Raw genomic sequence first — 26,367 nt, 5'->3', positions numbered from 1 at the left:
TTATTCGTGGTGCACGACAAACGCAACTTCAGTGGTGAAATTGCCGATACCTCGATGGTTGGTCAACGTCCAGCCTGTGTCCTTCAAATGATGCGTGAGTTCGCGCGTCATCGCCGGATTGCCGCAGATCATCACGCGGTCATGTTCCGGATCGGGGGCAGGCAGGCCGAGACGTTGCGACAGCGCCCCNGAACGGAACAGATCGCCACCGCGTTCGGGNGTGGGAAACGGCTCGCGCGTCACGGTCGGCACGTAATACAGCTGCGGGTTGTCCATCGCCTCGATTTCGGCACGGTAGGCCAGTTCGGCCACGGTGCGCACCGAGTGCACCAGCACCACGTTCTCATAGCGTGCATAGAGTTCTGGATCGCGGATCAGGCTCATGAACGGCGCCAGCCCGGTGCCGGTGGCGAGCATGTACAGCACGCGGCCGGGCAATACATGGTTCAGCGTGAGCGAACCGGTAGCCTTGCTGTTGACCCACACGCTGTCACCGGGACGGATATGGACCAACTGGCTGGTCAAGGGGCCATCCGGCACATGGATGCTGAGAAACTCCAGATGGTCGTGGTCGGCAGTGGAAACGATGGAATACGCGCGTGCCACCAGCTTGCCTTCGCGCTTGAGGCCGATGGTGACGAACTCGCCGTTCTCGAATGAAAAATCCTGCGGACGGCTCAGGGTAAAGCTGAATGTTTTGTCCGACCATGGACGCACCGACTGCACCGTTTGCTCGCTGTAAGGCATGCTCCCCTCCGTTTCAGATTTCGATCGATCTTGCCGCACCGTCTCGCGACGTGCAACAAGCCCACTCGGGAATTGGACGCCCATGACGGCGCGCAGTTCCAATCCATATACTGCTGTTCTCACGCCCTATTTGCGTTCAATCCCGGCTCCGTGATCGCGCCACGCCGCCACGGCCTGGATACGCGCCTGGAAGATCGCCTCTCGTATTCCTGTCGGCTTTGCGTTGCGCGCCACCTCGGCGGCATCGATGGTCTGCGCCGCCAGCAGTGCCTGGCGGAGATACCCTGGTTCGGGAAACGGTTTTTCCTCGTAGCCGGGCCGGCCGCGGAAATCGCATTCGCACGCCTGCAGGAAGGCGTCGAAGCGCTCGGGACGGCGGAAGGCATCGACCCGTTCCAACAATTCAACAATCGTTCCGGGACGCAATTCAAGCGCGCGATGGACGTTGCCATGATCGCGCGCCACCGCGACAGCGAGGTCGCGGCAGTCAGCCGGCACGCGAACGCGCTCGCTCAACGCCCGCACCAGGTCGACGCTTTTGGCTTCGTGACCGTGGTGTGCAGGCCACAACTCTGGAGGCGTCACGCCCTTGCCCAGGTCATGCGTCAAGGCCGCAAAGCGCACCGGCAAGCTCATGCCCTGGCGTGCCGCCCAGTCGACGACGAGCATGACGTGCACGCCGGTATCGATTTCGGGATGGTGCGCGGGCGGCTGCGGCACGCCGAACAGGCGATCGATCTCGGGAAACAGCCGTGCCAGCGCGCCGCAGTCGCGCAGCACCTGGAACATGCGCGAGGGCTGAATCTCCATCAGGCCGCGTGCGATTTCCTGCCACACGCGCTCAGGCACGAGCGCGTCGATTTCGCCGTTGTCGACCATCTGCCGCATCAGCGTGTTGGTTTCCGGCGCCACGACAAAGTCGGTGAAGCGCGCGGCGAAGCGCGCGACCCTCAGAATCCGCACGGGGTCTTCGGCAAAGGCCTCGCTCACATGGCGGAAGATTTTNTCAGCGAGATCGGCCTGCCCGCCGTAAGGATCGACCAGCGTACCATCCTCATCTTCGGCTATCGCATTGATGGTGAGGTCGCGTCGGCGCAGATCCTCTTCCAGCGTAACTTCCGGTGCGGCATAGACGGTAAAACCCTTGTAACCGTGCCCGGATTTGCGCTCGGTGCGCGCGAGCGCATATTCCTCGTGGGTTTGCGGGTGCAGGAAGACCGGAAAATCCTTGCCGACCGGCTGATAGCCCAGCGCAACCATGTCGTCGGGCGTCGCGCCGACGACGACATGATCGCGGTCGGCCACCGGCAGTCCCAGTAACCGGTCACGCACTGCGCCGCCAACGATGTAGGTTTTCATGGCGGCGCAGCGGTTCCTAGCGGTGGGCGTTTTCCCGGTAATCCTCGTACCGCGCGCGCGGTGTATCGGCGCGCAGGTATTCGGGAGCGATGGCTTCGAGCGACGCCGGCTGGAAATCGAACACCGACGGCCAGCCGCCGCGGCATACGTTGTCCGTGCACAGGGCATAGTAGTTGTCGCGTGTCATCAGCTTCTTGCCAGGCTTGAACTCGAGCGCCCAAGCCTGGAAATACGACATCCATTTGCCCAGCGGGATGATGCTGCGCTTCTTGCCGATGACGTCGCCCACGTAGCTCACCAGCTCCTGCAGGGTATACGCGTTTGGACCGCACAGATCGTAGGTCTGGCCGTAGGTGGCGGTGTTATCCAGGCTGTCGGCAAAGGCGCGGGCGACATCCTCGACATGCACCGGCGCAAAGCGGCTGCCGGACGCGGCGAGCGGCAGGACCGGAAAGCTTTTGAGCAACCGGGCGAACATCGACAGGAAGGAATCGCCGCGGCCGAATATCACCGACGGACGGAAGATGGTGACGTTGAGGTCGTAGCCATGGATGAATTTGGGTCCGTTGAGGTACCAGTTCTCATGCTCGCTGTGGCGCATGGCGGCCTCCCGTACCAGCGCCTCGGCAATGCCCTTGGAGCGCTGATAGGCCGAGCGCGAGTTCGGATCGGCACCGAGCGCGCTCATGTGCAGCAGGCGGTGCACGCCGGATTCGCCACAGGCATGAATGACCTTGCGCGGCAGTTCGACATGGACCCTCTGGAAATCACCGCGGCGTGCACTGGGCAGATCGACGCGACCGACCTTGTCTTCGTGCAGGATGCCGACCAGATTGATGACGGCATCCATGCCGCGGAAATGCTGGATGAGTTCCTGCTGGTCGTGCNNGTCGGCCTCGATCACGTCCACCGTGGGCAGGAGGATCAGCTCCTTGGCCATTTCGCGGCGATGGGAAAGCACACGGATCTGGAGACCGCGCGCGGCGAGCTGGCTGACGAGCTGGGTACCGACGAAACCGGAGCCGCCGAGGATGCAGATGCGTTGAATCTTCATATTGATGTTCGTTTAGGTATATAAGACGATTCTGATTTTAGCCCGGAAGTTTCATAAATTTGCACGGTGCCCGCGCTGGCTGTATGAAACGTCCAGACTAGCCGTCCGGCTGTTCGACTTCCGACGAGGTATCCGGATCGGTTGTCGGTGCGACCGGCGTCTCGCGCGGCGGGACCAGTCCCAGCCGCTCTTTCAATAGCACCGAGGGTTGCCCGAAACGCACTGCGTAATACATGGCGTTGCTCATCACTTTCTTCACGTAGTCGCGCGTTTCCGCAAACGGGATCGACTCGATGTAAATCGCGGCTTCCATCGGTTGTGCGCTGCGCCAGCGCTGCGCACGTCCTGGGCCTGCATTGTAGGCGGTGGTGGCCAGTACCGGCGAACCGTCCAGCGTGGACAGCACGTGTTTCAGGTAATACGCGCCAAACTGGATGTTTCTGGCCGGATCGCGCATCTCGTCCACCTGGAAGCGCCGGATGCCGAGGCGTTTCGCAATCCAGCGCGCCGTGGCCGGCATGATCTGCATCAGGCCGGCAGCACCGACGCTCGAGCGCGCGACATTGACGAAACGGCTTTCCTGCCGCATGAGGCCATATACCCATGCCTCGTCGATGTCGTTTTCGCGTGCGGCTTGATGCGCCTGCTCGCGGTAGGGCGCCAGAAAACGCAACTCGAAATCGTGCAGTTCGCGGGTGCGCTCGGCCGTGTTGATGGCACTGTCATACCATTCCATGCGCCGGGCGAGTTCGGCCGCCGCCAATAACTGCGTATCGGAAAACCCNCGGACTGCCCAGTTCCATTCCTGGGTGGCATCGGCGCGCAGGCCGAGTTCATATAGGGCCACGGCACGGGCAATTCCCGGCTGGCGGGCGATCTCGGCCACGTTGTTGCCGCCCGTCTTGATGTTGACGGCGGGCGCCGCCTGCATGACTGGCCCGAGTTCCTCCTGGGCAAGCTGGCTGTAGTAATCGTGGTCATGCGACAAGGCCAGAAAAATGGCGTTGGCGGCCACGTGCTGGCCACTTGCCTGCAGCGCGCGCNNGCGCCAGTAGCGCCACACCGGCTGCGCGCGTAGAGCCTCTCCCATGCTGTCGATCGCCTGCTGAACGACTTTCCAATCGCCCACACGAAGCGCTGCGCGTGCCCACCATTCACGCTGGGCATCGTTCACCGCCACGCTCCCGGCCTGCTGGAACCAGTCCAGTGCGAGCAATTCGTGACGGCGCGCGGCCCAGGTGGCGAGCCGCGCCCAGGCCGTGCGCAATTCCATCGGGTTGAACTGCGGTGCCCATTTGCGCAATGCCTGTTCCGCCTGGGCGGAGTCGCGCCGGGCCAGTTGGTCGAGCACATAGAGCGCAATTTCACGGTCGCTGCGACGGGCTAGATCGAGGGTGCCCGCATTCAACAGACGGGCCGGATCGCGCGTAGCCTGATCCAGCAAGCTGCCAGACGGACGTTGTGCTTCGGCCAGGGCATTGGCTACCACCTTGGCCACATTGAGATTCCCCGCTTCCAGGGCTAGACGGAAACGCCGCCAGATGTCTTCCTCGCCGATCAGCCCCGCCTCGATCAACTGCGTGAACAGGGGGCTACAGGCCGACGGCATGTCGCGGCCGGTAAACCACAAGGAAACCGCCTCGCGCTCGTGACTGCGATTGCCCTGGGCCCATTCCCCGCGATAGGCGTAGCACTGAAGCGCCGCATCGGGTTTGACGAGCCGCGGATATTCGGCCAGGAACGCCGGCCAGGCTTCGCGCGCACCGAGCGATTTCAACCAGTCGGTGCGCAAAACCTCGGCCAGCCGGCTGCCCGGGTAGCGCGCAAGGAAATCAGCGATACGGGCATCCTCGGTTCGGCTGTCCAGGGTCAGACGCCAGTACTCGACATAGGGCGCCAATACATGATCGGAGGGTATCTTGCGCGCGGCACGTTCCAGATCCGCCAGCTTACGTGCGGCATATGCCTGTTGCGCCTGCTTCACGGCAGCATCGCCCGGCGCGGCCCAGGCGGTCGTCACGATGAAGGCCCCCAGCAGCAAAAACGATTATCCGAAGCATCGTGCGAGGGTAACACGCACGATACACACCATCCCGGGTACCGAGGCGCATGAGCGTTGCGTCAGGCCAGGAATAGTTTGTAGGCCGGATTGCGGGATTCGTCCCAGTAGCGGTAGCCCAATTCGTCCAGAAACTTCTGGAAACGGGGCTTTTCCTTTTCCGGCACCTGAATGCCGACCAGCACGCGGCCATAGTCGGCGCCATGGTTGCGATAGTGGAACAGGCTGATGTTCCAGCCGCGGCTCATGCTCTGCAGAAATTGCATCAAGGCGCCGGGGCGCTCCGGGAATTCGAAGCGGTACAGCACCTCGTTCACCGCTTCGGGCGCCCGCCCGCCGACAAGATGGCGGATATGCAGCTTGGCCATTTCGTTGTCGGTCAGGTCGAGTGCTTCCAGCCCATGACGTTGCAGCAGTTCGACCACGCGCGCGCTTTCGCCCGCCCCCGGCACCGACAGACCGACGAACACCCGCGCGATCTTGGGGTCGGAATAGCGGTAGTTGAACTCGGTGATGTTGCGCGCGCCCAACAGACCGCAAAAAGTCTTGAAGCTGCCCGGCGTCTCGGGAATGGTCACTGCCAGCACGGCCTCACGCTTTTCGCCCAGTTCGGCGCGCTCGGCAATATAGCGCAAGCGGTCGAAGTTCATGTTGGCTCCGCTGGCCACCGCGACCAGCGTCTTCCCNTTGAGCCTGTCAGCTGCGATCGCGGCCTTCATCCCGGCAATCGACAGCGCACCAGCCGGCTCCAGAATCGAGCGCGTGTCCTCGAACACGTCCTTGATCGCCGCACAGATGGCGTCGTTGTTGACCCGAATGATCTCGTCGACATACAGCTGCGACAGCCGGAAGGTTTCCTTGCCGACCTTCTTCACTGCCACACCGTCGGCGAATATGCCCACGCGCGGCAAGGTGATGCGGTCGCCCTTGCACAACGAGCGTGCCATCGCGTCGGCATCCTCGGGTTCGACGCCGACAATCTTGATCTCCGGACGTAGGCGTTTGATATAGGCTGCCATGCCGGCAATCAGCCCGCCGCCACCGACCGGAATATAGATCGAATGAATCGGTTCGGGATGTTGGCGCAGCAGTTCCATCGCCACGGTGCCCTGGCCGGCAATCACATCAGGATCGTCGTAAGGATGAACGAAGGTCGCCTTGGATTCCTTGGCGATCTGGGTTGCATGCGCGCAGGCCTCATCGTAGTTGTCGCCGTGCAAGATCACCTGTGCACCACGCGCGGCCACCGCATCGACCTTGATCTTGGGCGTGGTGGCCGGCATCACGATGATGGCCGTTGCACCCAGTTTCTGCGCCGCCAGCGCTACACCCTGCGCGTGATTGCCCGCTGACGCGGCGACTACGCCCCGCGCCAGCTGCGCCGCCGTCAGCTTGGCCATCTTGTTGTAGGCGCCGCGGCACTTGAAGGAAAACACCGGCTGCAGGTCTTCGCGCTTCAACAGGATCTGGTTGCCGAGACGGCGCGACAGATTGTGGGCCACGTCGAGCGGCGACTCGATCGCCACGTCGTAGACGCGCGAGGTGAGGATGCGTTCGAGGTAATCGTCAGGTTGGCTCATGGCGGCGGCGAATGCGAGGTTTGTAAAAAGGGCGATGCCGCTATCTTAGCGGGCTGCATCGAAAACGACGAAAACATCATGACTCAAGACGAAATGAAGCAAGCCGTGGCACGTGCCGCGGTGGATTATGCCAAGGGCGGCATCATCGGGGTAGGCACGGGCTCGACCGCCAACTATTTCATCGACGCGCTGGCCGACGTGAAAGGCCGCATCGACGGCGCCGTCGCCAGTTCGGAGGCAACCGCCAGCCGCCTGAAAAGCCACGGCATCCAGGTGCTCGATCTCAACAATGTGGGCGAGCTTGAAATCTACGTCGACGGTGCCGATGAAATCACCGAGCACTTCGCCATGGTCAAGGGCGGGGGCGGCGCACTGACGCGGGAAAAATTGTCGCGGCGTGCAGCAAGCAGTTCATCTGCATCGCCGACGAAAGCAAGCTGGTCGGCGTGCTCGGCAAGTTTCCGCTGCCGGTCGAAGTCATCCCGATGGCGCGCTCCTACGTTGCGCGCGAGTTGGTGAAGCTGGGCGGACAGCCCCGTCTGCGCGAAGGCTTTACCACCGACAACGGCAACCTCATCCTCGACGTGCACGGCCTGTCCATCGTCGACCCGGTATCGCTGGAAACGGCGATCAATCACATTGTCGGCGTGGTCACCAACGGCCTGTTCGCGCGGCGCGGCGCGGATGTGCTACTGCTCGGCACGCCCAATGGCGTCAAGACCTACACGAAATAATCCTTACTGCGGCGGGGACTCGTCGTCGGGTTCCTGCTCTTCGGCCGGCACGCGATATTTTTCGGTGGCCCACTGGCCCAGATCGATCAGCTTGCAACGCTCGCTGCAGAACGGCTTCCAGCGGTTTTCCGCCGACCACGTCACGGCCGCCCCGCAGGTCGGGCAACTGACGACCTGGGGTGTGACGGCGGTTTTCACAGCGTGCAGAAGGTCAGGTCGAAATCGATCGACTGGCCGGTACAGGTTCGCAGCGCACCCGATCCCGCATGGACAAAGCGAATGTTGAGCATGTACTTGTTGGCCGAAATTTCGGGCACACAAGGCAGTTCGTCGACCAAAGTGACCCGGATCAGTTGCGGATTGCGCGATTCGAGCATGCGCTGATAGCTCCCATTGTTCGCATGCTGCAGATCTGGCTGGCCGCTGTCGCGGAGCAGGCCGAGTATGATTTCAACGGCGGCGCGAATCGACGAAAACGGCGCCAGCCACTTGTGCAGCTGGTCCACACGCATCTCCGTCGCCTGATGCAGCCAGTAATGATAGGAAGGCAGATCGAATTCGCACATACCGCCCGGGATCGCCGCGCGTTGCTTGATCGCCATCAGCCAATCGTCTTCGCGCAGGTGCTGGCCCACTTTCCCAGGCAACTGGTACATGCCATGGTGGGCTGCCTCGATCGCGGTCAGCACCTGTTCCAGCGTGGCGCCCTGGACATGAGGATTGCCGCGTAGCGCAGTCAGCACGGCTTTCTGCCGATCCAGTTCCTGCAGCAGGTCGGATTTCAGGTCGGCGCGCGCCGCGACCTCGGCCATCTCGAACAGGGTCAGCAAGGCTGCATGATGCGCGTGCGAATCGGACGATGCGGCGTAGGCATCGAAACGGTCGAACAGGTCTTCCAGCCGCAANAGAGTGCGGATGCGTTCGCTCAGGGGATATTCGTAGTGGATCACGCCGCAACGCGTTGGTTTGGTTGGACCGATTGTCGCCTATCCATGTGGAAAATCAAGACAACGGTGTAGTAGAAAACGCCAGGTAACGCCGATGCAGGGCCGCGACCTGGGTGCGCAATGCTTCGGGAGACGCCGCATTGGAGATCACATCGTCTGCAATCGCCAAGCGCGCGGCACGCCCGGCCTGTGTCGCGAGGATGGCTTTCACCTCGTCCAGCGTCAGTCCGCTGCGCGTCATCACCCGCGTGATCTGCTGCTCTTCGGGGCAATCGACAAGCAGCACACGATCCAAGATCTCCTGGTACGCACCCGTTTCCACCAACAAGGGGATCACGATCAGGACATAGGGNGCACTCAGGGCAGCAAGCTGCTGTTCCACCACCGACCGAATACGCGGGTGCAGGATGGCCTCAAGCTGATGCCGGGCATCGGCATCGGAGAATACGCGCCGGCGCAGGGCAGCACGATCCAAGGCACCATCTGCCTGCATCACCTGATCGCCGAATGCTGCCCGGACCGCTTCCAGCGCCATNCTCCCCGGGGCGGTCAAGGCGCGCGCGATGACATCCGTATCGATTACCGGCACACCATGTCCGGCAAACAAATCAGCGACGGTCGACTTGCCCGAGCCGATCCCNCCAGTGAGGCCGACCTTGAACATCAGAATTGTGCGAGATAGGCCTGCGTCAAGTCGGCGCCAAANAACAGCGCCACCAGGCCGCCGCCAGCCAGGTACGGACCGAAGGGGATCGGCACGCGACGGTCATGCTTGACCAGCACGATCATCGCCACGCCGATCGCCGCACCGACCACCGACGACAGCAGCAACGTGACGGGCAGCATCTGCCAGCCGAGCCACGCGCCGATGGCCGCAAGCAGCTTGAAGTCGCCGAACCCCATACCCTCCTTGCCGGTTGCCAGTTTGAACAGCCAGTACACCGACCACAGCACTCCGTAACCGGCCATGGCGCCGACCACCGCATCCGGCAGGCTGGCGAAAGCCCCGTTCAGGTTGAACAGCAAGCCCAGCCATACAAGCGGCAAGGTGAGACTGTCCGGCAGCAGAGTGGTATCGAGATCAATGAAGGCCAGCGCGATCAGCACCCATACCAGAAGCAGCGCACCCGCTGTCTGCACGCTGGCACCCCATTTCCAGGCGACTGCCGCCGACAGCAACGCGGTAAGCAGTTCCACCAGCGGGTAGCGCGCACTGATAGGCGTACTGCAGGCCGAGCACCGACCGCGTAGCCACAGCCACGACAACAGCGGAATATTCTCCAACGCAGTGATCTGATGTCCACACTGGGTACAGGCCGAGCGCGGTAGCCACAGGTTATAGCGAGGGACTTCAGGCAAGGGCTCGCCATGCAATTCTGCGCATTGCGTCCGCCACTCGGCCTCCATCATTTTAGGTAGCCGATGGATGACGACATTGAGGAAACTGCCCACCAGCAGCCCAAATAAAAANACCAGCCCGGTGAAGAGGGCTGGTTCAGCATGCAGCATATCCATCAGACAACCTGGCCCATCTTGAAGATCGGCAGGTACATGGCGATCACCATGCCACCGATAAGGGTACCCAGCACCACCATGATGATCGGCTCCATCAGGCTCGACAACGCTTCGACCGCGTCGTCGACCTCGGCTTCGTAAAAATCGGCTACCTTGCCCAGCATGGAATCGAGCGAGCCGGATTCCTCACCGATGGCTGCCATCTGCAGCACCATGTTGGGAAAACGTCCGGAATTCTGCATCGCCACGGTCAATGCCGTACCGGTCGCCACTTCTCCGCGGATTTTATGGGTGGCCTCCACAAATACCTGGTTACCCGACGCGCCACCGACCGATTCCAAGGCTTCGACCAGCGGCACGCCCGCCGCAAACATGGTTGCCAGCGTGCGCGTCCAGCGCGCGATGGTGGCCTTCTCGATGACCGGTCCGAAAATCGGCAGCTTGAGTACAAGGCGATCCATGAACATCTGTACCTTGCGCGAACGTCTCCATGCCTGGAAAAAGCANTACAGCCCGCCGCCGATCACACCGAAAATTGCCCACCACCATTTGACAAAATAGTCCGATATTGCCATGACCACCAGGGTCGGCCCCGGCAGATCTGCACCAAAACTGCTGAACAGTTCCTTGAACGCGGGAATCACAAAAATCATGATGATGGCCGTGATGACAAACGCCACCACAATGATGGATACCGGGTAGAACAGAGCCGATTTGATCTTGCTCTTGATGGCAAGAATCTTTTCCTTGTAGATCGCGAGACGGTCGAGTACGCCTTCGAGAATACCGGCCGACTCGCCCGCTCCGACCAGGTTGCAGAACAGCGCGTCGAAATACAGGGGTGGCGTCCGNAACGCCTGCGTCAGGCTGCTGCCCTTTTCGATGTCCGCCTTGATTTCCATCAGCAGGCGCTGCATCGAAGGATTGGAGTGCCCGCGCGCCACGATTTCGAAGGATTGCAGCAAAGGTACGCCTGCCTTCATCATGGTGGCCAGTTGACGGGTGAACAGCGTGACATCCTTGTCGGTGATTTTCTTGGCGCCGCTGAACAGGGCACTCTGCTTCTTGACCTTGGTGACGGTAATGCCCTGCTTGCGCAACTGGGAATTGACCACGGCCTCGCCGCCGGCCTGCATCTGGCCCTTGACCTTCTTGCCGCGCTTGTCCATCCCTTCCCACAGGAAGGTGGCGTCCTTGACTGCTTTTGCCGCTGTAGCCATAGAGGGAATTCCTTAGAGATTGGTAACGGCCTCGACCTCTTCCAGCGAGGTGAGACCGGATTTCACTTTCAACAGACCTGCCTGCCGCAGGTCGAGCACGCCTTCGCGTCGTGCCTGGTCGGCAATATCGGATTCGTCCCCGCCCTTGAGGATGATGCGAGTCATTTCATCTGTGATCGGCATGACCTGGTAGATGCCTACACGCCCTTTATAGCCTGTGCCGCCACAGATATCGCACCCCACCGGCTTGTAAGGTTTCCAGCTGCCGTCGAGCTGCTCCTCGGTAAAGCCTGCCGCCAGCAGCGCTTCCTGTGGAATATCGGCAGGCTGTTTGCAGCTGCACAACTTCCGCCCTAGCCGTTGCGCGGTAATCAGGATCACCGAGGAGGCCACGTTGAACGGCGCCACGCCCATGTTCAACAGACGAGTGAGGGTTCCGGGCGCATCGTTGGTGTGCAGAGTGGACATCACCATATGGCCGGTTTGCGCGGCCTTGATGGCGATATCGGCGGTTTCCAGGTCGCGGATCTCACCGACCATGATGACGTCTGGATCCTGCCGCAGGAAGGATTTCAACGCCGCCGAGAACGTCAGTCCGGCCTTGTCGTTGACGTTGACCTGGTTGATTCCGGGCAACTGGATTTCCGCCGGGTCTTCAGCCGTCGAGATGTTGACGTCGGGCTTGTTGAGGATATTCAGGCAGGTATAGAGCGACACCGTCTTGCCGGAACCGGTCGGACCGGTCACCAGCACCATGCCATAGGGGCGTTGCACCGCATTCAGCAGCAGTTCCTTCTGCCACGGCTCGTAGCCGAGCGCCTCGATCCCCAACTGCGCGCTAGTGGGATCGAGAATACGCATGACGATCTTTTCGCCATACAGCGTGGGCAAGGTGCTGACCCGGAAGTCGATGGCGCGGTTCTTCGACAGCACCATTTTCATGCGGCCATCCTGCGGCACGCGCTTTTCGGAAATATCCAGCCGCGACAACACCTTGATGCGCGAGGCCACTTTATCCTTGATCGCCATTGGCGGCTGGGCCACTTCGGACAAGACGCCGTCACGCCGGTAGCGGATGCGGTAGAACTTCTCGTACGGCTCGAAATGGATGTCGGATGCGCCGATATTGATGGCGTCGAGCATGATCTTCTGCAGATAGCGCACCACGGGCGCATCGTCGATTTCGATGCCGCCCGTGTCCTGCTGGGCAGCGGCACTTTCCTCGTCGGCGAAATCCAGATTGAGGTCTTCGGCATTCAACACAGCCATCGTGTTGTCGTTCGCTTCACCCATCTTCTCGATGAGCTTGCCGAGCTTGTCGTCCTCCACCACCACGGGCTCCACCGCCTGGCCGATCTGGAATTTCACCTCGTCCAGCGCCTGCAGATGCGTAGGGTCTGACGTCGCCACATACAGCTTGTTGCCCCGTTGATACAAGGCGAGCACCCGCCGTTTCTGCACCAGTTTCGGATCGAGCAGCCCTTGCGGCAGGCTCTCATGATCCATGGCATTCAGGTCCAGGTAGGGAAAACCGAACGAGGCAGCCGCAAACTCGGCAACTTGATCAGACTTGAACCGCCGCCCTTTGATCAATTCGGTCACGAACGAATCGCCCGACTGGCTGGCGCGTTTCCACACTCCCTCGGCGTCGTCCTCGGACAGCCAGCCATGGTTGACCATGGCACGCGCCAGCCCGGTTAAATTGTTGGTGTTTGTCACAGCAGCCATAGCTCGATTCCAGACAAGTCCAGCGTCAAATTATCGTCCCTTCGCCCGCCCGGAGGGGGCAGACACAGAGAATCACAGGCCTTAACGGCGATTTTTCGACTAAATTGAGGCGTTTCCGGACAAGACATCGTCTGTCACCGGCAGATAGATGCGCGCCATCTTGACTGCGCGGTCCTGCGTCTGCACGATTTCCACCGGCACGTCGCCCAGCTTGAGGCTCACGCCCGCTTCAGGGATGTCCTCGAACTGCTCGAGCAGCAGGCCGTTCAGTGTCTTCGGACCGTCCAGCGGGAGCGAAAGGCCCAGCTTGCGATTCAGGTGGCGCAACAGAACGCTGCCTTCCACCAGCCAGCTGCCATCCTCTTCGCGCCGCAGATACCCCGCATCCGACGGCGCCTGCGTGGTGAACTCGCCAACCAACTCCTCCAGCAGATCCTCCAGTGTCACCAACCCCTGGAGTTCGCCGTATTCATCGACCACCAGCGCCAGCCGCCGCCGGCTGGACTGGAAATTGCGCAACTGGGTAAACAGCGGCGTGCCTGCCGGAACAAAATAGGGAGTCTCGAGATTGTCTCTCAGCGTAGCCGGATCCAGTTCCTTGCCTGTCAGCGCATGCAATACTCGGCGCACGTGCAATACACCCAGCAGATTGTCGGACGAACCGGCATGCACCACCAGCCGGGTGTGGTGGCTGGTGGAAATCTGCTGTCGCATCCGCTCGGGATCGTCCTCGATATCGATCGCCTCGATCTGGCTGCGTGGCGTCATCACATCATCCACGGTGATGTCCTCCAACTCNAGAAGGTTCATCAGGATTCGGTGATGCTCGCGCGGCAGTCTGCCGGACGATTCCAGCACGATGGTCCGCAGCTCTTCCAGACCGAGGCTGTTGCCCTGCCCCGGCTCGGGCTGTCTGATCCGCAACAACCGCAGGATGCCCTGCACGAACAGATTCACGAACCACACTACGGGGTAGACCAGTTTCAGCAAGGGTGTGAGCAGAAGCGATGCGGGGTAGGCCACCCGTTCGGGGAAAGAGGCGCCCAGCACCTTGGGCGTCACTTCGCTGAATACCAGAATCAGAAAGGTCAGCAGAAGCGTCGCCGTGAACAGCACGATTTCGCCGGCCCCGAACAAGCGTATGGCCAGCACGGCCGACAGCGTACCTGAGGCGGAATTGACCAGATTATTGCCGAGCAGGATGACGCCCAGCAGTTTGTCGGTCTTGTCCAGGAGTGCCTGCGTACGCATCGCCCCNCGCTCGCCTGAGTCCGCTGCGTGCCGCAATCGGTAGCGATTGATGGCCATCATCGCGGTTTCGGACGCGGAAAANAATGCCGAAGTCAGCAGCAGGACGGCGAGTGTTATAAAAAGCGTGCTGGTGGAAAAACTATCCAATCAGAATTGCCTCAACGCCTGAGTATCACTTCCAGCACAAACTGAGTGCCGAGGTAGGCCAGCAGCAGCAGGGTGAACCCGGTAATCGTCCAGATCAGCGCTGTACGCCCGCGCCAACCCCGAAAATGCCTTCCCAGCAGCAGGCCACCGAACACCAGCCAGGACAGGATGGCGAACACGGTTTTGTGCGAAAACTGCAACGGCTTGCCGAAGAGTTCCTCAGAAAAGAACACCCCGCTGAACACCGCCAGGGTCAACAGCGCAAATCCCACGCCGATGGTCTTGAACAGCATGGCTTCCAATGTCAGCAAGGGCGGCGCGCCGCCTTGCAGCAATGCCCCGCGATGCAGCTGCTTTTCCAGCATGGTCATCATCACCGCATGCAGGGCCGCCACCGCCAGCAGACCATAGGCGAGGAAAGACACCACTAGGTGCGCACGCAAGGCCAGCGCCTGCGAATCCGGTATGGCATGGGTTTCGGTAAAAACCGCCATGACCAGGACCGATATCGCTGCCAGGCCACTGACCCATGACTGCAGGCGCGCCAGCGCNGCGCCCTGGCTGGCCAGCCAGTATGTGAGCGCAGTCAGCCAGAAAATCGTCGACAGGGAGTTGCCAAATCCCAGTCGGATATCGCCCTGGCCCAGCACTGAATTGAAGATCAATGCGCCATGCGCCAGCAGGGCCAACGGCGTCAATACGCGCACAGAGGACGCGGAGGGCGTGCGCTGCAGGCGCCAGGCGATCCAGCCATACAGCGCGCTCACACACAAAGTAACCAGCAATAGCGGGGACATTCGTTAAAATGGAATTTGGATTCAGCCAGCCCCATTATCCATGCCGCCCATAGCGGCAACAAGGAAGCCATGTTAGAAAATCTCAGCGGACGCCTTGCCGGCGTCGTCAAATCACTGCGCGGACAGGCCCGCATCACCGAAGCCAACGTGCAGGACACCCTGCGCCAGGTGCGCCTCGCCCTGCTCGAGGCGGACGTCGCGTTGCCGGTGGTCAAGGATTTCATCGAAGCGGTCAAGACCCGCGCGCTGGGCCAGGAAGTCCTCACCAGCCTGTCGCCGGGCCAGGCGCTGATCGGTATCGTCCACGAGGAGCTCACCCGCCTGATGGGCGGCGAAAACGCCGAACTGAACCTGGCCGCTACCCCGCCCGCTGTGATTCTGATGGCCGGTCTCCAGGGATCGGGCAAGACGACGACCAGCGGCAAGCTCGCGCTGCTGCTGAAGAACCGCAAGAAGAAAATCCTGCTCGTCTCGGCCGACGTCTACCGCCCGGCCGCCATCGACCAGTTGCGACAGCTCGCCAAGCAGCTCGATGTCAGCTTTTTCGAAGCGGGCGACGAGCGGAACCCGCTCAGGATCGCACAAGCGGCACAGGATCACGCACGCAAGCAGTTCTACGACGTGCTGATCGTCGATACTGCCGGCCGCCTGGCCATCGACGAAGCGATGATGTCCGAGATCAAGGCGCTGCATGCCGCGATCAAACCGGTCGAGACGCTGTTCGTCGTCGACGCCATGCAGGGCCAGGACGCCGTCAACGTCGCCAAGGCCTTCAACGAGGCGCTGCCACTCACCGGCGTCGTGCTGACCAAGCTCGACGGCGACGCGCGCGGCGGTGCGGCACTGTCGGTGCGCCACATCACCGGCAAGCCGCTCAAATTCATCGGTGTCGGCGAAAAACCCACCGGACTGGAACCCTTCCACCCCGAACGCATGGCGCAGCGCATCCTCGGCATGGGCGACGTGCTTTCGCTGATCGAACAGGCGCAAGGCTCGGTCGATCTGGCCGAAGCCAAGAAACTCGCCGACAAGGTCAAGAAGGGCAAGGACTTCGACCTCGAGGACTTCAAGGCGCAAATCCAGCAGATGCGCAAAATGNGGGGCCTCTCCGCGCTCATGGACAAGCTCCCCGGCGCCGGACAGATGGCCATGCCGGCAGGCGCCGACGACAAGGCGATCAACCGGGTCGAAGGCATCATCAACAGCATGACTCCGCTGGAGCGCCGCAAACCCGACATCATCAAGGCCTCGCGCAAGCGCCGCATTGCTGCCGGTGCGGGCGTACAAGTGCAGGAAGTCAACAAACTGCTGAACCAGTTCGAACAAGCCCAGAAGATGATGAAGATGATGGGCAAGGGCGGACTGGGCAAGATGATGCGCGGCATGAAGGGCATGCTGCCCGGCATGCGGTAACGTCCCACTGGCAAGCCGGTGAATTTTGGGTATAATTCGCGGTTTCTCCGTTTACCGGTGGGTTGAATCATGGTCGTTATTCGTCTTTCGCGCGGCGGCGCCAAANACCGTCCTTTCTACAACGTGGTGGTCGCTGACTCGCGCTGCCGCCGCGACGGTCGCTTCATCGAGCGCGTCGGTTTCTACAACCCGGTCGCTGCCGAAGGCGCCGAAGCCGTGCGCCTGGATCAGGAGCGCATTGGCTATTGGGTGAGCAATGGTGCACAGATGTCCGACACCGTCGCCCGTCTGGTCAAGCAGAACAAGCCCGCCGCCGCCTGAGTTGAATCAGGGCAGCGACTGGGTCGTGATGGGGTGCATCGCCGCCCCGTTCGGCATCAAGGGCTGGGTCAAGGTCCAGCCTTTTAGCGAAGACCCCGGGGCGCTGATGGATTTCGAATCCTGGCGTGTCGGGCGCGGCGAACAGCAGACGCATTACACCGTCGAGACCATCCAGGACCACGGCAAAGCCCTGGTCGCCAAGCTGGCCGGCATCGACGACCGCGACGCGGCCTATGCCCTGCGCGGACAGGAAATCTCGGTGGCGAAAAGCGCACTGCCGCCGCCGGAGGAAAACGAGTTTTACTGGTCGGATCTGATCGGCCTCAAAGTCGTCAACCACGAAGGCATCGAACTGGGCACCGTCGACAGCCTGATGGAAAGTGGCGCGAATGATCTGCTGGTCGTCAAAGGCGCTCGGGAATACCTGATTCCGTTCGTTGCGGCCTTCGTCGGCAAGGTGGATCTACCCGGCGGGACGATCGAGGTGGAGTGGGGCGAGGATTACTGATGCGTTTCGATGCCATCACGCTCTTCCCCGAGATGTTCGATGCCGTACTGGATTACGGCATCACGCGGCGGGCGTTGGACCGCGGGCTGTACCGATTTCGCGCATGGAATCCGCGCGATTTCACCGACGATCCGCATCGCACGGTGGACGACCGCCCTTACGGTGGCGGGCCTGGCATGTTGATGCTGGCCGAACCGCTGGATCGCGCATTGAATGCCGTGCAGCAGGATCTGGCCGACGATAACTTGACGCCCTGGGTGGTGCATTTTTCCNCCNGCGGCCGCCCGCTGACACACCAGCGGGTGATGGAACTGAAGGAAAAGCCCGCGCTGGTATTGCTGTGCGGGCGTTACGAAGGCATCGACGAGCGGCTGCTGCAGCGCCGCGTAGACGAGGAATGCTCCCTCGGCGACTTTGTGCTCTCGGGCGGCGAGTTGCCCGCGCTGGCGTTGATGGATGCCCTCATCCGGCAACTGCCGGGCGCGCTGAACGATGCGGATTCGGCGGTGGAGGATTCCTTCGCCAATGGCCTGCTCGACTGTCCGCACTACACCCGGCCCGAGGTGTGGCAGGGCATGGCGGTGCCAGAGGTACTGAAAAACGGCAACCACGCTGCAATTGCCCAGTGGCGGTTGCAGCAAAGCCTGACGATCACGGCAATCCATCGCCCCGACCTGTTGGCCAGGCGTGGATTGTCAAAGCAGGAACAGGATTTTCTTGCGAGGCATCCATCCGGTGCATTGCAGAACGAAGCGGCACGAGGCGAATAGCCTCTGGCCATGTGAAACGGCGTGATGTCCGCCCAATGGTCGGAAGACCGAGGACGCACCTCTCCCGCCAGATGTAAGGAAGCAACATCATGAATATCATCGAACAACTCGAACAGGAAGAAATCGCCCGTCTGGGTAAAACCCTCCCCGCCTTCGCCCCCGGCGACACCGTCGTCGTCCAAGTGAAAGTGAAGGAAGGCAACCGCGAGCGTCTGCAGGCCTACGAAGGCGTCGTCATCGCCAAACGTAACCGCGGCCTCAACTCCGCCTTCACCGTGCGCAAGATTTCGGCTGGCGAAGGTGTCGAGCGCACCTTCCAGACCTACTCGCCGCTGGTCGCCAGCGTCGAAGTCAAGCGCCGCGGCGACGTCCGCCGCGCCAAGCTGTACTACCTGCGCGAGCGCTCCGGCAAGTCCGCGCGCATCAAGGAAAAGCTGCCCGCCCGCAAGGCTGCGGCCACAGCTGCGGAATAAGCCCTCTCCGTTGCCCACACAACGCCCGCTTCATGCGGGCGTTGTTGTTTGGCCCTTACTGGATGGCCTGTTTCGCCCGACCGCAAACTGCGCTTGACTACCATCGTGTATCACACTAGATTAGAATGAACGTTCGTTCTAATCACATCATGCCCGCAGCTGCCTTTCAACAGGAAGACACCCGCACACTCGTGCTGGGTGCCGCGTTGCGCCTGTTCACCGAACAAGGGTATTTCAACACGTCAGTACACGACATCGGCCGCACGGCCGGCGTGAGCATCGGATCGATCTATCATCATTTCGGCGACAAGGAAGGGCTCGCACGCACGTTATACGCGGCACTCACTACCCGGATGCAACACCTCATAGAGGACGTCGTACACATGGAAGGCAGCAGCCACGACCAAGCCCGTGAACTGGTGGCGCGTCTGTTTGCCTGGGCCGAAGCCGAACCATGGGAAATGGCTTTCCTGCTATATGCACGGCATCGTGAGTTTTTGCCGGACGAAGCCCCGATCTGCTCCTCCCGGCCGTTTGTCATGATGCGCGAGATGATCAGCCGCGGCATCGCACGCGGCGAGATCCGCCAGATGGATGTCATGGTCGCCTCCGCCAGCCTGTTCGGCGGCCCCATCCGCATGATTACCACACGCCTGGACGGGATATTGCCCCATCCCCTGCCAGGCTATCTGGATGAAGTGTGGGACTGCGCCTGGCGAGCAGTCGCAACCCCAGAACCGCTTAAAAGGCCCCCTATGTCCCCCTCTCAGACTGTACAACCGAAGAGTTTTGCGTCGGCTGCGTGTTCTACCCACCCAACCTGCCGGCGCAGGCTTATTCCGAAGCGGACTGGACCATGTTGCAGGCGCGTTCATGCGCATTTGAATATGTCCCGGGTACGCCGGATTGCCAGGTCACACGCAAGACCAGCTGCAGCCTGGTCGACTTGGCTGCCACCCGTCCATCCCCCTAAAGGCTGGGCACGAAAATCGTGCTGCACCGTGACGCTGTCCTGACAGACTGCCTCACCCCGCTTAGAATGCGGACATGCTCGCGCATGACGCCATCCTCCGCGCCCCGATGTGCCGCCTCGGTGCCTGCTTCACCGGCGAGGTGCTGACACGGCTGGATTTTCTGCCCATCGAGACGCCCCTCTCCGGCCAACGGGATACCCGCGCCCGCCAACTAAGCCGCGAACTCGATGCCTACTGGCGCAATCCCGCTCATGCCTTCACCCTGCTCTACACACTGTCGGGCACGCCATTTCAGTTGCGCGTATGGCATGCGCTGATGGCGATTCCTCACGGGCGACCGACAACATACGGCGCCTTGGCCAAGCAGCTCGGCACAGCCGCGCGCGCGGTGGGGCAGGCCTGCGGGTCCAATCCCTTGCCCATCCTCATTCCCTGCCATCGCGTCGTGGCGGCCAGCGGACTCGGAGGGTTCATGCACGCATCGAGCGGCACGCCGCTCGACGTGAAAACCTGGTTGCTGGCACATGAGCGACACCCTGATTGACCGGTTTTGCGATCATCTGTGGCTGGAAGACGGGTTGGCCGACCTCACGCTGGCGGCTTATCGGCGCGATCTGAAAACCTTTGCTGCCTGGTTGGAAAAGGAACGGACACGCAGCCTGGATATGGTCGTCCCGGGTGATCTTGAAGCTTACCTGGCGTGGCGTTTCGCCCGCCGCAGCCAGCCCAGCAGCGCGGCGCGATACAGTTCGGCGTTGAAGCGGTTTTACCGTTATCTGCTGCGTGAAAACCTGATCGCCAGTGACCCCACGCTCAATCTGGACCGCCCCAAACTGCCGCGTGCGTTACCCAAGACATTGACCGAAACGGATGTCGAACGCCTGCTCAACAGCGCCGGTTCCAACACGGCCATGGGCCTGCGCGACCGCGCAATGCTGGAAACGCTCTATGCCACCGGCTTGCGGGTCTCGGAGCTCGTGGGACTGAAATTGACCGCGCTCAATCTCAACGACGGCGTACTGCGTGTCACCGGCAAAGGCAACAAGGACCGGCTGGTACCGCTGGGCGAAGAATCGGTGCAGTGGCTGCGACGCTATACGCTTGAAGCGCGCCCGCAGCTGCTGCAAAAACGTCTTTCCGACGCCGTGTTCGTCACTGCGCGCGGCGAAGGCATGACGCGCCAGGCATTCTGGCATCTCATCAAGCGTCGCGCACTGGCCGCCGGAATCGCCCGTCCGCTGTCACCGCACACGCTGCGTCACGCCTTTGCCACCCACTTGCTGAATCATGGCGCCGACCTGCGGGTCGTGCAGATGCTGCTCGGGCACAGCGACATTTCCACTACGCAGATCTACACCCATGTCGCACGCGAGCGGTTGAAGCAGTTGCACGCACAACACCACCCGCGCGGCTGAACGTCACACACGCGCACTCGGTTTAGCCAGATAGAACCATTCCTGCCCGGGCCGCGCATCAGGGTTGGGAAACACGATGTATCCATCACGGTCGGCCACCACCGGCGCCTCGCCGCAACGCGTACCGATGACTTCGCCGGCATGTACGCGATCGAAGCTGGCCCAGTCGCGAACGAATCGATCGTCAGCATGGCCGCGATCGACAACCTGATACAGGCGTAGCGCCTCGGTGTCGGTCACGGCTGCCGGTCTGGCTGCAGCCGTCAGTCCCAGATGCGCCAGCGTATTGTGAATGGCGTGATAAGCCACCAGAGGCGCGGCAGGATCGTCGTGCTGCCCACATTCAAGGGTGAGCGCGATGCCGCCCTGCGCCCGCATGTATTCGGTGGTGCCCACGCCGTAATGCACGTCGGCCTCGCGTGCCGACACACCGGCCGCCAATCGGCGCTCGACACCTGCGGCATAGGTATCGAGCCAGCCGTCGACGAAGCGGCGCACGCCCAGCCGCAACGCCAGCGCGGTTTCCTCCTGCGAACGTGCAAACGGCTCCAGCAAGCCCTGATTGTCTTCCGGACCCAACATGGCGAAAGGCTCGCCCGCAGTGTGAAACGAATGCAGATCGAGCAGCGCGTCATGCTGTGCCAGCAACGGGCAAAGCCAGTTGGCAATGCGATCCTCAAACTCGACCGGGGTTTCAGTGGGCATGAGATTGCGGTTGAGATTGCGGTCGCCCATGCGTTGATGGCGTGCATAGGCCAAGGGGTTGGTGACCGGCACGAAGGTCACGCTTCCGGCCACGATATTCAGTTGCCCGGACTCGATCTCGGCGATTACGCGGCGGATCGCCTGTGTCCCGCAGGTTTCATTACCATGCACCGCACCCAGCACGATGAGGCGCGTTCCTGACTCCAGACCGCTGAACGACACGGATTGGAAATGCAACGATTCAAGCATATTCATGCATGCAAGGCCTTGAATAAAAGCGACACGCTCGACACCAGCAACAACACGCCGACCAGGCGCGTCATCAGCGATGGGCTCAACCCGACATGCGCGCGCCCACCCAGATAGAGTCCGCCCAGCATGAGCGGCAGCGCGGCAAAATAGGCGGTCCACACCTTGGCACTCATCAGCAGCCCGGCTATCAGGAAACTGACGATGCGGGACATGCCATCCGCAAAGAATAGTGCAGAAAACGTCGCTCGCAGATCGCTTTTGTCGTGGATGCGATGGGTCAGGTAAATGACATAGGGAGGCCCCCAGTGCCAAACAACGCGCCTACCGTCCCCCGTCAGCGCGGCCGGCACGGCCCAGCCGCGCGCGATCAGCTTGTCGCCACGGATATTGAACACACTGCGTATCGCAAAGACGAAAACGAACCCGGCCAGCGCAATCATCACGGGCCCGGATGGCAAATTGACCAAGAGACTGGTGCCCAGCGCTACGCCAAGGATGCTGAATGGAATCAGCACACCGATCTCGCTCCATTTCACACGCCCGAAATTGAAGCTACCCATCACCATCGAGGCGGTGAAATCCAGCAGCAGGGCCAGTGGCACCACGAATTTCAGCGGCAAAATGAGCGCCAGCAAAGGCACTGAAATCAGCCCCGACCCAAAGCCAGTGATGCCCCGGATGACATACGCCACCAGCAGGATGACCGCCATGAGGGCGATCTGCTCAACACTCACAGACGCGTGCCGCGTTCAATGGTGATGCCGAGTTCCTTGATGCCCGGTACGATGGCGAACTTGGTTACCGACACCTTCACCCACGGCGCGCCGAATTCGTCGCGGATAATCGCCGCCACATGCTCGGCGACCGACTCGACCAGCGTGATCGGCTGCGGCGCGTTGTGCAGGTAGTCTTTCACCCGCACGGCCACCGCCCCATAGTCGATGGTGTCGGCCACGTTGTCGGTCCCGCTGGCCTTGCTGTCGGGCAAGCCGATTTCCAGATCGAGTCGAACCGGCTGCGGAACTTTGCGTTCCCACTCGTATATGCCGATAATCAACTCGAGACGGAAGTCCCGCAAAAATAGAATATCCATTGTCTTGATCATCCACGGCGGCGCTCACCAACAAGCCCGCCCAAAACCCGCCATTTTACTGACTTGTTTATGACCACGCTGTTGTTTATTGCCGTCGCCTATTTGCTTGGTTCGCTGTCGTTTGCCGTGATCGTCAGCCGCGCCATGCACCTGCCCGACCCGCGCAGCTTCGGGTCGGGTAATCCCGGTGCCACCAACGTGCTGCGCACCGGGCGCAAAGCCGCGGCCGCGCTGACGCTCCTTGGCGACGCGCTCAAGGGCTGGGTGGCCGTGGTACTGGCGCGCATGCTGGCTCCGCAGTTCGATTTGTCCGAAGACATTGCCCTGCTGTGCGCGCTAGCCGTGTTCATCGGCCACCTGTTTCCGGTGTTTTTCCGTTTCAAGGGCGGCAAGGGCGTGGCCACGGCGCTCGGCCTGCTGCTCGGCCTCAACCCCTGGCTCGGCCTGGCCTGCCTGGCAACCTGGCTGCTCATGGCCGGGCTATTCCGCATTTCCTCACTGGCCGCCTTGACCACCGCCGTACTGGCCCCTGTCTATTCGGGCCTGCTGACGGGCTGGGGGAATACGGCCATGACCGTGTTGGTGGTCGCCCTGCTGCTGGTCTATCGTCACAAGAGCAATCTCATCAAACTGATATCCGGCCAGGAAGGACGCATCGGCGCCCGCTCCTGACCCCATCTCACTGAACATGGCCTTCTTCGACAAAAGCATTGAGCACGCAAAGGAAAGCCTCGCCGAGGTATCGCGCGAAGCGATCGACCACGCAGGTGAACGCCTGTCGGATGTGGTCAAGGAAGGCGTGTCGCAGGCCGGCACCGAACTGAAGGATGTCATCTGGCGCGCCAGCCAGGAGATTGACGCCAAGCTCGACAAGATTTCCGACGAGTTGCATGAACAGCGCCAGTTCACCAAGGACGACGTACGCGAACTGGTCGACTATGCCGGTGAACGGCTGGGCTCCCTGATGGATGCCCGCATCGTCCACGCCAAGGCGGAGTTTTCATCGCTGGTGCAGGAAAAGGTCGAATACTTCAAGCGCGAAGTCGACAGTTTCTTCATCGAACGACAGCGCGACCTCGCCCGCGAGCGTCGGCGGCTGTTCATCAACGTGGCCATTGCGATCCTGGCATCGCTGTCGCTGGGTTTCGTCTCCTGGCTGTATCACGAATATCTTGGTGGCGGGCTGGATGTGTTCTCCATCTTCCGTATCGTGTTCGCTTCGCTGGCCGGCGGCTACGCAGCCTACCTCGCGGTCAAATTGCTGCGCCGCTGGCTGTCGATGTCGGAACACAAGAAGGACACGCTGTTCCTGGTCAGCCGCTACTGGGGCGTGCTGCGTCCGGAAAGCATTTTCAGCACGGTCATCCTGGTGTGCCTGATGGCCGTGCTGGTGGGGTTCTTGCTATTCCCGGATCAGATTGCCCATTTCACAGGCGGTGAANAATGGCTCAAGGCCTTGCGCGAGGCCTACCCGATGTTCCGCAGATAAGGCTTACACGGCATCGAGCGTCACCAACTCCCAACGCGGTTTGACCGCAAACGTCAGGTCCGATGTCTTCCTATGCGTCGCCAAACGCTGCGCGCCCGCGTAGGCGATCATCGCGCCGTTGTCTGTGCAGAACTCCAGCCTCGGATAGAACACGCTGATACTGCGTGCCGCCGCCTCGCGCGTCAGCCGTTCGCGCAGATGCGAGTTGGCGCCCACGCCGCCGGCAACCACCAGCCGCGTCACGCCACTGTGGACACAGGCTGCCAGGCTTTTGCTCACCAGCACGTCCACCGCCGCCGCCTGAAACGCCGCCGCGATGTCGGCCGCCTGATCCAGNCCTTGCTTGCGCACCAGTGTCAGCACCGCAGTTTTCAAGCCGCTGAAGCTGAAATCGAAATCGCCCGAATTGAGCATCGGGCGCGGCAAGGTAAAGCGGCTGGCGTCGCCCGTGGCCGCCAGTTTCGACAGCGCCGGCCCGCCCGGGTAGCCCAGGCCCAGCAATTGTGCAGTCTTGTCGAAGGCCTCACCGGCCGCGTCGTCGAGCGTCTCGCCCAGCAGCGTGTAGCGGCCAACGCCTGACACCCGCATCAACTGCGTGTGCCCACCCGACACCAGCAAGGCGACGAAGGGGAATTCCGGTGGCGTATCGGAAATCAACGGCGACAGCATATGGCCTTCCAGATGATGCACGCCGACTGCCGGGATATTCAGCGAAAACGCCAGCGCACGCGCCATCCCCGCTCCCACCAGCAGCGCGCCGGCAAGCCCCGGTCCNTGCGTATAGGCGATGCCGTCGAGCGCTTCCAGTGCGCACCCACTTTCAGCCAAAACCTGGCGTGTCAAGGGAAGAACCCGCCGGATATGGTCTCGCGACGCCAGTTCGGGCACCACGCCACCATAGTCGTTATGCATGGCGATCTGTGAATAGAGCGCGTGCGCCAGCAGGCCGCGCACGCTGTCATATAGCGCAACACCGGTTTCATCGCAGGACGACTCGATGCCAAGTACCAGCATAGGGGAAACAGGGGACTGGAAAAATCCGTTAGGGCTTGCTATTATTCTCGTTTTTCCCGTTTCCCGGAAGCCACTGCCACATGCCTCACGTCAAAGTCAAAGAAAATGAGCCGTTCGACGTTGCCTTGCGTCGTTTCAAGCGTTCCATCGAAAAAGTCGGCTTGTTGACCGAACTGCGCGCCCGCGAGTTCTACGAGAAGCCCACCGCCGAGCGCAAGCGCAAGCTCGCCGCCGCAGTCAAGCGCCAGAGCAAGCGCCTGCGCAGCCAGCAACTCCCCCAAGATGTATTGATTCCGCGCTGACGCGGAATCTCCCACGCATGTCGCTCAAGGCACGCATCACTGACGACATGAAAACCGCCATACGCGCCAAAGAGATGGCGCGCCTCGGCACGATCCGTCTCCTGTTGGCTGCCATCAAGCAGAGAGAAGTCGACGAGCGCATCGAACTGGACGACGCTGCAGTCAGCAGCATCGTCGAAAAACTCATCAAGCAGCGCAAGGACTCGATCAGCCAATTCCAGGTTGCCGGTCGTGACGACCTGGTGGCGGCCGAACAGGCCGAGCTCGTCGTGCTGCAGGCCTACCTGCCCGAACAACTCTCCGCTGCCGAAGTCGAAGCCGCCGTTGCCACGGCCATTGCCGAATCCGGCGCGTCCAGCGCCAAGGACATGGGCAAGGTCATGGGGCTGCTGAAACCCCGCCTTGCTGGCCGTGCCGACATGGGGCAGGTCTCCGCACTGATCAAGGTCCGTCTCGCGGGCTAACCCCATCCGGCGCGACGCGCTCGGGTTTATCATGCG

The 26,367-nt window shown here is 61.6% G+C and carries 29 protein-coding genes and 1 pseudogene; 13 read left to right on the top strand and 17 right to left on the bottom strand.

Annotated elements, in window-relative coordinates:
* The 5 genes from HZY77_RS14395 to ilvA form a co-directional block, all read right to left on the bottom strand.
* Entirely contained in the window at positions 1-747 is a 747-nt protein-coding gene (locus HZY77_RS14395; protein ID WP_296629621.1) for a ferredoxin--NADP reductase, read from the bottom strand.
* Positions 748-873: 126 nt separating this feature from the next.
* Complete coding sequence (locus tag HZY77_RS14390; protein WP_296816198.1) at positions 874-2,106, bottom strand: multifunctional CCA addition/repair protein; 1,233 nt, start codon at positions 2,104-2,106, stop codon at positions 874-876.
* Positions 2,107-2,122: 16 nt separating this feature from the next.
* Complete coding sequence (locus HZY77_RS14385; protein WP_296816195.1) at positions 2,123-3,160, bottom strand: complex I NDUFA9 subunit family protein; 1,038 nt, start codon at positions 3,158-3,160, stop codon at positions 2,123-2,125.
* 97 nt (positions 3,161-3,257) lie between these two features.
* Positions 3,258-5,201, bottom strand: a complete 1,944-nt coding sequence (locus tag HZY77_RS14380) for a transglycosylase SLT domain-containing protein (protein WP_296816192.1) — start codon at positions 5,199-5,201, stop codon at positions 3,258-3,260.
* Between the two features lie 80 nt (positions 5,202-5,281).
* Complete coding sequence (ilvA, locus tag HZY77_RS14375) at positions 5,282-6,799, bottom strand: threonine ammonia-lyase, biosynthetic (protein WP_296816189.1); 1,518 nt, start codon at positions 6,797-6,799, stop codon at positions 5,282-5,284.
* A gap of 78 nt (positions 6,800-6,877) precedes the next feature.
* Between ilvA and rpiA the strand changes: the two are divergent.
* Positions 6,878-7,533, top strand: a pseudogene (gene rpiA / locus HZY77_RS14370) (ribose-5-phosphate isomerase RpiA).
* A gap of 3 nt (positions 7,534-7,536) precedes the next feature.
* On the opposite strand, the gene HZY77_RS14365 reads toward rpiA, so the two are convergent.
* The 8 genes from HZY77_RS14365 to ccsA form a co-directional block, all read right to left on the bottom strand.
* The gene (locus HZY77_RS14365; RefSeq protein ID WP_296816186.1) at positions 7,537-7,731 is read right to left on the bottom strand and encodes a DNA gyrase inhibitor YacG; all 195 of its coding nucleotides are present in this window, start codon (positions 7,729-7,731) and stop codon (positions 7,537-7,539) included.
* Complete coding sequence (gene zapD, locus HZY77_RS14360; protein ID WP_296816183.1) at positions 7,728-8,483, bottom strand: cell division protein ZapD; 756 nt, start codon at positions 8,481-8,483, stop codon at positions 7,728-7,730. The genes HZY77_RS14365 and zapD overlap by 4 nt, the downstream gene beginning before the upstream one ends.
* Before the next feature lie 52 nt (positions 8,484-8,535).
* The gene (coaE, locus tag HZY77_RS14355) at positions 8,536-9,144 is read right to left on the bottom strand and encodes a dephospho-CoA kinase (protein WP_296816180.1); all 609 of its coding nucleotides are present in this window, start codon (positions 9,142-9,144) and stop codon (positions 8,536-8,538) included.
* Positions 9,144-9,995, bottom strand: a complete 852-nt coding sequence (locus tag HZY77_RS14350; protein WP_296816177.1) for an A24 family peptidase — start codon at positions 9,993-9,995, stop codon at positions 9,144-9,146. Before HZY77_RS14350 ends, coaE begins: the two co-directional genes overlap by 1 nt.
* The gene (locus tag HZY77_RS14345) at positions 9,995-11,215 is read right to left on the bottom strand and encodes a type II secretion system F family protein (protein ID WP_296816175.1); all 1,221 of its coding nucleotides are present in this window, start codon (positions 11,213-11,215) and stop codon (positions 9,995-9,997) included. Before HZY77_RS14345 ends, HZY77_RS14350 begins: the two co-directional genes overlap by 1 nt.
* Positions 11,216-11,227: 12 nt before the next feature.
* Positions 11,228-12,943, bottom strand: a complete 1,716-nt coding sequence (pilB, locus tag HZY77_RS14340) for a type IV-A pilus assembly ATPase PilB (protein ID WP_296816171.1) — start codon at positions 12,941-12,943, stop codon at positions 11,228-11,230.
* 99 nt (positions 12,944-13,042) lie between these two features.
* Positions 13,043-14,341 carry an HlyC/CorC family transporter gene (locus HZY77_RS14335; RefSeq protein WP_296816168.1) on the bottom strand — a complete coding sequence of 433 codons (1,299 nt, stop codon included), beginning with the start codon at positions 14,339-14,341 and terminating at the stop codon, positions 13,043-13,045.
* Between the two features lie 11 nt (positions 14,342-14,352).
* A complete protein-coding gene (ccsA, locus tag HZY77_RS14330; RefSeq protein ID WP_296816165.1) occupies positions 14,353-15,108 on the bottom strand; it encodes a cytochrome c biogenesis protein CcsA in 756 nt (251 codons plus the stop codon).
* A gap of 99 nt (positions 15,109-15,207) precedes the next feature.
* Between ccsA and ffh the strand changes: the two genes are divergently transcribed.
* From ffh to xerD, 8 genes are all read left to right on the top strand, one after another.
* Positions 15,208-16,551, top strand: coding sequence for a signal recognition particle protein (gene ffh, locus HZY77_RS14325; RefSeq protein ID WP_296816162.1), 1,344 nt, complete (start codon positions 15,208-15,210; stop codon positions 16,549-16,551).
* Positions 16,552-16,620: 69 nt separating this feature from the next.
* Positions 16,621-16,872 (top strand): 30S ribosomal protein S16, encoded by a 252-nt coding sequence (gene rpsP, locus HZY77_RS14320; RefSeq protein ID WP_296816158.1) that lies wholly within the window; start codon positions 16,621-16,623, stop codon positions 16,870-16,872.
* A gap of 1 nt (position 16,873) precedes the next feature.
* The gene (rimM, locus tag HZY77_RS14315) at positions 16,874-17,380 is read left to right on the top strand and encodes a ribosome maturation factor RimM (protein WP_296816155.1); all 507 of its coding nucleotides are present in this window, start codon (positions 16,874-16,876) and stop codon (positions 17,378-17,380) included.
* The gene (gene trmD, locus HZY77_RS14310; RefSeq protein WP_296816150.1) at positions 17,380-18,150 is read left to right on the top strand and encodes a tRNA (guanosine(37)-N1)-methyltransferase TrmD; all 771 of its coding nucleotides are present in this window, start codon (positions 17,380-17,382) and stop codon (positions 18,148-18,150) included. Before rimM ends, trmD begins: the two co-directional genes overlap by 1 nt.
* An 89-nt stretch (positions 18,151-18,239) precedes the next feature.
* Complete coding sequence (gene rplS / locus HZY77_RS14305; RefSeq protein WP_296629585.1) at positions 18,240-18,623, top strand: 50S ribosomal protein L19; 384 nt, start codon at positions 18,240-18,242, stop codon at positions 18,621-18,623.
* Positions 18,624-18,772: 149 nt separating this feature from the next.
* Positions 18,773-19,639, top strand: a complete 867-nt coding sequence (locus HZY77_RS14300) for a TetR/AcrR family transcriptional regulator (RefSeq protein WP_296816147.1) — start codon at positions 18,773-18,775, stop codon at positions 19,637-19,639.
* A gap of 31 nt (positions 19,640-19,670) precedes the next feature.
* Positions 19,671-20,141: a methylated-DNA--[protein]-cysteine S-methyltransferase gene (locus HZY77_RS14295; RefSeq protein ID WP_296816144.1), complete on the top strand. Its 471-nt coding sequence runs from the start codon at positions 19,671-19,673 to the stop codon at positions 20,139-20,141.
* On the top strand, positions 20,122-21,012 hold the full coding sequence (xerD, locus tag HZY77_RS14290) for a site-specific tyrosine recombinase XerD (RefSeq protein ID WP_296816140.1): 891 nt from the start codon (positions 20,122-20,124) through the stop codon (positions 21,010-21,012). Before HZY77_RS14295 ends, xerD begins: the two co-directional genes overlap by 20 nt.
* 3 nt (positions 21,013-21,015) lie before the next feature.
* Here the strand turns inward: xerD and HZY77_RS14285 are convergent, their stop codons facing one another.
* From HZY77_RS14285 to HZY77_RS14275, 3 genes are read right to left on the bottom strand one after another with little or no spacing between them, the layout of a single operon-like run.
* Positions 21,016-21,966 carry a succinylglutamate desuccinylase/aspartoacylase family protein gene (locus tag HZY77_RS14285; RefSeq protein ID WP_296820924.1) on the bottom strand — a complete coding sequence of 317 codons (951 nt, stop codon included), beginning with the start codon at positions 21,964-21,966 and terminating at the stop codon, positions 21,016-21,018.
* Positions 21,967-21,968: 2 nt separating this feature from the next.
* Complete coding sequence (locus tag HZY77_RS14280) at positions 21,969-22,703, bottom strand: sulfite exporter TauE/SafE family protein (protein ID WP_296816137.1); 735 nt, start codon at positions 22,701-22,703, stop codon at positions 21,969-21,971.
* Positions 22,700-23,062, bottom strand: a complete 363-nt coding sequence (locus HZY77_RS14275; RefSeq protein WP_296816135.1) for a dihydroneopterin aldolase — start codon at positions 23,060-23,062, stop codon at positions 22,700-22,702. Before HZY77_RS14275 ends, HZY77_RS14280 begins: the two co-directional genes overlap by 4 nt.
* 69 nt (positions 23,063-23,131) lie before the next feature.
* On the opposite strand from HZY77_RS14275, the gene plsY reads away from it, so the two are divergent.
* Positions 23,132-23,734: a glycerol-3-phosphate 1-O-acyltransferase PlsY gene (plsY, locus tag HZY77_RS14270; protein ID WP_296816132.1), complete on the top strand. Its 603-nt coding sequence runs from the start codon at positions 23,132-23,134 to the stop codon at positions 23,732-23,734.
* A 16-nt stretch (positions 23,735-23,750) separates the two neighbouring features.
* The gene (locus HZY77_RS14265; RefSeq protein ID WP_296816129.1) at positions 23,751-24,551 is read left to right on the top strand and encodes a hypothetical protein; all 801 of its coding nucleotides are present in this window, start codon (positions 23,751-23,753) and stop codon (positions 24,549-24,551) included.
* Positions 24,552-24,554: 3 nt separating this feature from the next.
* Here HZY77_RS14265 and tsaD read toward each other — a convergent pair whose 3' ends face one another.
* On the bottom strand, positions 24,555-25,565 hold the full coding sequence (tsaD, locus tag HZY77_RS14260; RefSeq protein WP_296816126.1) for a tRNA (adenosine(37)-N6)-threonylcarbamoyltransferase complex transferase subunit TsaD: 1,011 nt from the start codon (positions 25,563-25,565) through the stop codon (positions 24,555-24,557).
* 80 nt (positions 25,566-25,645) lie between these two features.
* Between tsaD and rpsU the strand changes: the two genes are divergently transcribed.
* Both rpsU and HZY77_RS14250 read left to right on the top strand, forming a co-directional pair.
* Positions 25,646-25,867: a 30S ribosomal protein S21 gene (gene rpsU / locus HZY77_RS14255; RefSeq protein ID WP_296816123.1), complete on the top strand. Its 222-nt coding sequence runs from the start codon at positions 25,646-25,648 to the stop codon at positions 25,865-25,867.
* A 17-nt stretch (positions 25,868-25,884) separates the two neighbouring features.
* Positions 25,885-26,331 (top strand): GatB/YqeY domain-containing protein, encoded by a 447-nt coding sequence (locus HZY77_RS14250; protein WP_296816120.1) that lies wholly within the window; start codon positions 25,885-25,887, stop codon positions 26,329-26,331.
* Positions 26,332-26,367 lie beyond the last annotated feature (36 nt).

Source organism: Thiobacillus sp. (assembly GCF_013693775.1).
Taxonomy (GTDB): Bacteria; Pseudomonadota; Gammaproteobacteria; order Burkholderiales; family Thiobacillaceae; genus Thiobacillus.
This window is presented reverse-complemented; position numbering and strand designations above follow the sequence as displayed.